General features: G+C 42.2%; 1 protein-coding gene. It reads right to left on the reverse strand.

The genetic code is table 11. The annotated features are described in order from the left end of the window. Positions 1-306: helix-turn-helix domain-containing protein (locus AB4263_RS24055; protein ID WP_372099027.1), on the reverse strand; the 306-nt coding region annotated here is incomplete at both ends.

Genomic DNA, 306 nt, shown 5'->3' on the forward strand with positions numbered 1-306 from the left:
GTCTCCCGTTTTACTTTGATACCTTCAAATACCTCTAACATATCGGCGAGATGAAGCATGTTAAAGTCGTAATACTTGGTCTTTATAAGAGCTTGAACTTGTTGCTTTAAGGTAATGGGGATTTTATTAGCGGGTGCCCTTCCTGTGTTGCCATGAACCACAAATCGGATACCATCAGAGCGATATCGCCTGAGATAACGTTCGATGGTTCTGCGAGACTTCTTGAGGAGCTTAGAGGCATTAGTAATTGAGATTTTACCGAGAGCAACTTTTGCGATGATATCCACGGTAAGCTGAGATTGAGTA

The organism is Vibrio sp. 10N.261.55.C5 (genome assembly GCF_041470505.1).
In the GTDB taxonomy this organism is placed as follows: domain Bacteria; phylum Pseudomonadota; class Gammaproteobacteria; order Enterobacterales; family Vibrionaceae; genus Vibrio; species Vibrio crassostreae_C.